The following is a 6504-nucleotide window of genomic DNA, read 5'->3' as shown; positions in this document are numbered from 1 at the left end:
GATGTAACAAGCGACAGAGAATAAACCATAACCCTTTACACTGTAACCAATTCCCTTCTTCCCCCCTACTTCCCCTTCCCAAAATCTGTTTTAAAAGTTTTGTATTGATAGTAGGGTTACAAGTAACACCTCCGTCATTACAAAACTACAGGCGACCGATGTTAGTCAGTCCTAAAACGATACCAACGCCAATAATATGACCAAAAGCCATCGCTGCAACGAATGTTGGAATACTAATCGGCAGAATAGGGAACTTGGGGCCAACTAGAGGTTTTTCAATCCTAGTACTTAGTAAAACCATTACTAAGCTGCTGATGCTGATGATGATTCCTACTGTGGGATTCCACGCAGGTGTTGCGGGAACAGTTGCAGCTGCTGCTAATAAAATAGAGGAAATCAAGCTTTTGTCTCCTAAATGGAAAAGTTAATGTAGACCTACAAGATTATAAAATTACAAGGCCCAAAAATTTTTTAGATAGTTTAGACTTTTCTGATGATTAGTTTAAATTTGTTAAATATTCATGCGCGTTAAGATTTGCGGCATCACTCAACCACAGCAGTCTATAGCGATCGCCTCTCTAGGCGCAACGGCACTAGGATTTATTTGTGTGCCAAACTCACCTCGTTATGTGACTACATACCAAATTCGGGCAGCAGTGGCAGAACTCCCGGCAAATATTGATACAATTGGGGTTTTTGCCAATCTTAGTATCGCTGAAATCAGTCAGATAGTGGCTGATTCTGGATTGACTGGTGTGCAGTTACACGGAGATGAATCACCAGATTTTTGCTACCAATTGCGTCAAGCTTTACCCAATATTGAAATTATTAAAGCACTAAGAATTCGTAGTCTTGAGCATCTTGACACAGCAGATGATTACACAGAATATGTAGATACTTTGCTACTTGACGCTTACCATCCGCAACAACTGGGTGGTACAGGCAAAACTTTAGATTGGACGATGCTAGAGCAATTTAACCCCAATTGTCCTTGGCTTTTAGCAGGGGGACTAACAGCCGATAATATTGTGGAAGCCCTAAATCAGGTTAATCCTAGCGGCGTTGATTTATCTAGTGGTGTGGAACGGACACCAGGAGATAAGGATTTAGATAAAGTAGCACTCCTATTTCACAGTCTGAAGAACATTGAGTTACTTAGAAGTTAGGAGTCATCAGTTGTGAATTAACTCCCAACTCCCAACTCCCAACTCCCAACTCCCAACTCCCAACTCCTAACTCCTAACTCAGCACTCAGCACTCAGCACTCAAAAAAATGCTGGTTGATGGCGAATCAAGTTAAAAAATTCTTCGCGGGTTTTGTGTTCCTCTTGGAACGCACCAACCATTGCGCTAGTGACAGTCCAAGAACCTGGTTTCTGAACGCCACGCATTACCATGCACATGTGACTAGCTTCCATCACAACGGCTACCCCTTGAGGTTCTAGAATGGTCTGGATTGCTTCGGCAATTTGACGAGTTAACCTCTCTTGTACTTGTAAGCGACGGGAATACATTTCAACAATCCGGGCCAGCTTACTCAGTCCCACAACTTTTTGGTTGGGGATATAAGCAACGTGTGCTCTACCCATAAATGGCAGCATGTGGTGTTCGCACAGACTAAAGAAGTTAATATCTCTAACAAGTACCATCTCGCTATGCCCTTCATCAAAGATGGCATCGTTAACGAGTTCTTCAAGAGATTGGGTGTAGCCACTGGTAAGAAATCGCATTGCCTCGGCCACTCGCTTGGGTGTTTTGAGGAGTCCTTCGCGTTCGGGGTCTTCGCCAACTCCCAATATTAGTGTCCGCACGGCATCCTTCATTTCCTCCAGATGTTCCTCTTTTGGCGGGGACACATCCGCTTGTCGCCCGTTATGAGTATTGCGATCGGGTCTAGGAGTTATGGCTTCTGCCAAGTCGGGAATCAGAGGTGATTGAGAGTAATTGGAACCGTTGGAACTAGCAATAGTCATGATTCAGTCTTGGTTATGGTTTAGTCATTAGTCATTAGTCATTGGTCATTGGTCATTTGCAAAAGACAAAGGACAAAGGACGAAGGACTAATTAGAGTGCGCCAGCACTGGGCATCAGGGTCAATTCATCAATAACTGCCTGTTGTGGTAACAGAACTGTGTGGAGAATTGACTGAGCCACAATTTCCGGGGTTAACATTTTAGAACGGTCTAAGTTGACATGGACTGTTTCTGTATCCCAAAGTTCGGTATTGACTGCGCCGGGACAAATAGCTGTGACACGAATGCCGTGAATGCGTTCTTCTTGTGCCAGGGTTTGAGAGAGGGCTATCAAACCAGCTTTGCTGACGCTGTATGCTCCCCAACCAGGAAAGGGTTGCTTGGCGGAAATTGAGGCGATGTTGATAATTGTGCCTGTGCCCTGATCGCGCATTGAAGGTAAAATCCCCACAATGCACTGAAACACACTGGTAAGATTCAAATCAATTACCTGCTGCCAGCCCTCTAGGGGAATTTCGCTCAAAGCGCCTGTATAGGCGATGCCAGCATTGTTTACCAGAATGTTTATATCACCAAAGTCAAGGGCGATCGCTTGGATCTTTTCTTTGACTTCGGAGATCCGCGCTAAATCTACAGCGTAAGCTTTCGCTTCCACCCCAGTATGCTCTACGGCTTCTCTTACCGCCTCCAATTTATCCAAAGAACGGCTGACTAAGGCGACATCTATTCCCGCTTTCGCAAAGGCTAAAGCCGTTGCTTTCCCAATTCCACTACTTGCTCCAGTAATCAGAGCGCGTCGTTTTTGCTCAACACTCATGGTGTCTCCCAATTTTTTGGCAGTTCCCAAAGCCTATTACCATCCAATTATTTACACTTCTCGGTTTGGATAGATTAAAGGAATCTAAAAATATGATGATTTCCATTAAGCAAATGCTATGATGCAGCACAACAGTCCCCATATTGTGGGTTTTAGCAGTGAAGACAACAAATTGTTGCCTGGAAAACCACGCCGTACATTCAAATTAGATTATTTACATAATACAAAACCCACTCAATCAAATTGAGTAGATTTGCCAAACATGCAAATGCCTATGGCTAGATTGTTAAAAATCTTTAAGCACATAGGCAATTATAGCATTGCTGCTTTAGTAATCAATCATTATGCAATGCCGTTAGTGGGCAACTTCTGTAAAAACACCAATTTTGCGGAATTTTTCATAGCGCAGTTGACGGCGTTCTGGAGCAGTTAAACGATTGAGTTCGTCTAAATTTTCCATCAGTACTTGCTTGAGAGTAGTAGCGGCTTTTAAGGGGTCGGAATGAGCGCCACCAGTGGGTTCAGGTAGTATTTGGTCGATAATTCCCAACTTTTTCAAGTCATGGGAAATAATTTTTAGCGCCACGGCGGCTTGGGGAGCCTTACCAGCATCTTTCCACAAAATTGCAGCGCAGGCTTCGGGAGTGGCGACGGTATAAACGGAGTGTTCAAACATGAGTAGGCGATCGCCTACACCAATTCCGAGTGCGCCACCGGAACCGCCTTCACCAATAACTGTGCAGATAATTGGCACATCCAAACAGAACATTTCCCGTAAGTTGTAAGCGATCGCTTCTCCTTGACCTTGGTGTTCTGCTTCTACCCCAGACCAAGCTCCAGGCGTGTCGATAAAGGTTAGTATCGGCATACTAAACTTGTTGGCGTGTTCCATCAACCGCATGGCTTTGCGATAGCCGCCAGGGTAAGGCATTCCAAAGTTACGGGCAATATTGTCTTTAGTATCGCGTCCTTTTTGATGACCCAACATCACCACAGGTTGCCCACTCAGACGACCGACACCACCAACTAAAGCCGGATCGTCACCACCACAGCGATCGCCATGCAATTCCATCCATTCATCACTAATAGCCTGAATGTAATCGAGAGTACTGGGGCGACGCGGATGACGAGCGACTTGCAATCGTTGAGACGGGGATAGACTACTGAAAATTTCCTCACGCAGTTGCATAGCGCGTGCTTCTAGTTGACGAATTTGACCAGAAACATCAACGCCATTTTCTTCTGCAAGTTGCCGAATTTGATCGATTCGGGTTGCCAGTTCTGCTAAGGGCTTTTCAAAATCTAACAGTAGCGGTTTACGCTCGGTAGTTGCCATCGTAGGGGTTATAAGTACGAGTTATAAGTTATCTATCCTTTGTTCTTTGTCCTTTGTCAGTTGTCCTTTGTCCTTTGTGCAAATAACAAATGACCAATGACTAATGACAAATGACCAATGACTAAACCAACAGCGGTCTAAATCCATGTTTCACTGATACCTTACCAATCTGCTCCATTTTGTCTACGGTAATCTGATTGCGTCCCCAGGAAAAGTTCGTGTATAACTTCTCAAATTCCAACAGCATTGATTCGGCAAAACAAGCAAACAACTGGCGGGCTGGCACGTCCATATTGACGATTTTCATAATTTTCCAGTCAATATCCAGGGAATGCTCTACAATCCCACCATTTAACACAAATACACCAGGATGCTGAACTTTGGTTGCTAAGTTTTTAGGATAGCCGCCATCAATCAATAAACAGGGTTGTTTCAAAGTGGTCGGGTCAATTTCCACGCCTCTGGGCATACTAGCAACCCAAACTACAACGTCAGCTTCAGGCAGTGCTTCTGTCAAACCCATGATTTTTCCTCGCCCCAGTTCACCTTGCAGTTCTTTGAGGCGTTCCTGGTCGCGGGCGATTAACAAAAGTTCTTTGACATCTGTTTTTGCATCTAGCCAGCGGGTAACTGCACTACCAATATCCCCGGTTGCCCCACATATAGCAACAGTGGCTTTTGACAGATCGATTCCCAATTGTTTTGAGGCTTCTTCCACCTGCTTACAAATAATGTAGGCAGTATGTGTGTTTCCTGTGGTGAAGCGTTCAAACTCTAGTTTAATGTTGCGGACTTGGCTAAACTGGTCTAACTTAAAGTTTTCAAAAATAATAGAGGAAAATCCGCCTAAAGCTGTAATGTTAATGCCATGCTTTTGTGCATGAGCCATCGCGTTGAGGATTTTGCGCGTTGCAGCTTTGATGCGACGGCTAGCTAGCATTTCCGGCAAAAAGCAAGATTCTACATACCGTCCTTCAATTTTTTGTCCAGTTACACTGGTGACAATAATGGTATCGACAATTTGCGGTGGGGCGCTGCACCAAAAGTCTAGCCCTTGATCGGCATATTCTGGGTATCCCAATTCTTGAGCAACCGATTGAGCGTGTTCTAAACTAGTCAGATGTCCAATTAGACCAAACATGTAGTGATTATTAGGCTTGTGCTGTCTTGAGACGTGGAATTTAGTAGAGTTAGGAGTTAGGAGTTCTGAGTTCTGAGTTCTGAATTTAAACTACTCAGCACTCAGCACTCGTTACTCAGCACTTTGTTAGGCGGCTATGAGTCCGTAGGCTGACAAGCGCATGATATCGCGAGTCGTGAAGCCTATGTTACTTAATGCTTCACCGTATTGAATCATAAAGTCTTCTACCAAAGCATCTTTTTCCATTGCCATTGTGTGGGCATCACCTTCTACTTGGTTGAGCATTTTCCAGACGATGGGTAGATTCTGGCGATTTGCAAGTTCAAGTTCAGCTTTGGATTCTGTGAAGTGTTCTTTCAACCAAACTTCTCCAAAGTTGAGGTGGCTGTATTCTTCTTTAACTACTCCTTCCGTGATTTTGCGGGCAAAAGCGTCGGCGACGGGGATGTAAATGTTATATGCTGCGATCGCAAAACATTCGATAATCAAAGACTGAATCAACAGACAAGTGACAACTTTTCCTTCCGCCGCTGCTGTTTGGAAATTCTGGTGTAGTCCAGAGAAAAATTCCTTGGCAAATTGCAAATCTGGGGTAACTTCCAAATTGCGTCCACAAGCTTCAAATCCTTTTTTGTGTCGGCTTTCCATCTTGGAGAGGCGAATCAATTCATCATGAGATTCTGGCAGCAGTTCGGCTAATGTGATGTAATTTTCATGGGCTTCTTGTTCCCCTTCAATCACGATCGCATTAATCCGGCTATAAGCATCTTTGTATGTTTCGCTCTTGAAATCTAATTCTTTAAATTGGTCTGCAAGCTGCTGCATGGTTATGTTTACTCCCGTAAAACTGAATTATTTGACACCAGGATTCGATTTACCCTATGAACTGAGGGTAACAATCTCTGTGGTTTAATTTAACTTAACAAGTAGACTATGTTTATAGATTAATGGTTGCTGGGGGCAATGCTATAGTACTAGCGAAATAAATGCTTTGCGGCTCAAGTTATGTCTAAACCAAACCCAAATGTGAAATCTGGTGATTTGTTGAGCCTAGTAATCTTACTGCTAGGGGCATTTATCGTTCTACTACCGCTGTTTGTGGTCTTTCTCACCTCCTTTGCACCGACGGCCGCCAGCCCAGAAAATTTGTCCAAAAATAACTGGTCTTTAGCAAATTACCGCGTTGCATGGCAACAGGGAAAATTTTTGCTGGCGTTTGCTAATTCTACCTTGGTAG

The 6504-nt window shown here is 44.0% G+C and carries 7 protein-coding genes and 1 pseudogene; 2 read left to right on the top strand and 6 right to left on the bottom strand.

Translation table 11 applies throughout. The features are described 5' to 3' along the window. Window positions 1-145 precede the first annotated feature (145 nt). A complete protein-coding gene (gene psaK, locus IQ229_RS08335) occupies window positions 146-400 on the bottom strand; it encodes a photosystem I reaction center subunit PsaK (RefSeq protein WP_194042833.1) in 255 nt (84 codons plus the stop codon). A gap of 121 nt (window positions 401-521) precedes the next feature. Between psaK and IQ229_RS08330 the strand changes: the two genes are divergently transcribed. After that, complete coding sequence (locus IQ229_RS08330; RefSeq protein WP_194042831.1) at window positions 522-1166, top strand: phosphoribosylanthranilate isomerase; 645 nt, start codon at window positions 522-524, stop codon at window positions 1164-1166. A 99-nt stretch (window positions 1167-1265) separates the two neighbouring features. On the opposite strand, the gene folE is transcribed toward IQ229_RS08330, so the two are convergent. The 5 genes from folE to IQ229_RS08305 all read right to left on the bottom strand — a co-directional run bounded on the left by folE (window position 1266) and on the right by IQ229_RS08305 (window position 6092). Further along, on the bottom strand, window positions 1266-1973 hold the full coding sequence (gene folE, locus IQ229_RS08325) for a GTP cyclohydrolase I FolE (RefSeq protein WP_194042829.1): 708 nt from the start codon (window positions 1971-1973) through the stop codon (window positions 1266-1268). Between the two features lie 91 nt (window positions 1974-2064). Then, complete coding sequence (locus tag IQ229_RS08320; protein WP_194042827.1) at window positions 2065-2790, bottom strand: SDR family oxidoreductase; 726 nt, start codon at window positions 2788-2790, stop codon at window positions 2065-2067. A gap of 355 nt (window positions 2791-3145) precedes the next feature. Next, a complete protein-coding gene (locus IQ229_RS08315) occupies window positions 3146-4126 on the bottom strand; it encodes an acetyl-CoA carboxylase carboxyltransferase subunit alpha (protein ID WP_194042825.1) in 981 nt (326 codons plus the stop codon). 121 nt (window positions 4127-4247) lie between these two features. Continuing rightward, window positions 4248-5267 carry a long-chain acyl-[acyl-carrier-protein] reductase gene (locus IQ229_RS08310; RefSeq protein WP_194042824.1) on the bottom strand — a complete coding sequence of 340 codons (1020 nt, stop codon included), beginning with the start codon at window positions 5265-5267 and terminating at the stop codon, window positions 4248-4250. Between the two features lie 126 nt (window positions 5268-5393). Beyond that, window positions 5394-6092, bottom strand: coding sequence for an aldehyde oxygenase (deformylating) (locus IQ229_RS08305; RefSeq protein ID WP_194042823.1), 699 nt, complete (start codon window positions 6090-6092; stop codon window positions 5394-5396). Between the two features lie 180 nt (window positions 6093-6272). Between IQ229_RS08305 and IQ229_RS08300 the strand changes: the two are divergent. Beyond that, a pseudogene (locus IQ229_RS08300) lies at window positions 6273-6504 on the top strand (carbohydrate ABC transporter permease); the annotation flags it as partial.

This window comes from Nostoc cf. edaphicum LEGE 07299, assembly GCF_015207245.1.
GTDB lineage: Bacteria > Cyanobacteriota > Cyanobacteriia > Cyanobacteriales > Nostocaceae > Nostoc > Nostoc edaphicum_B.
Note: the sequence above shows the minus strand (reverse complement) of the source record. Positions and strands in the feature narration are given on the sequence as shown.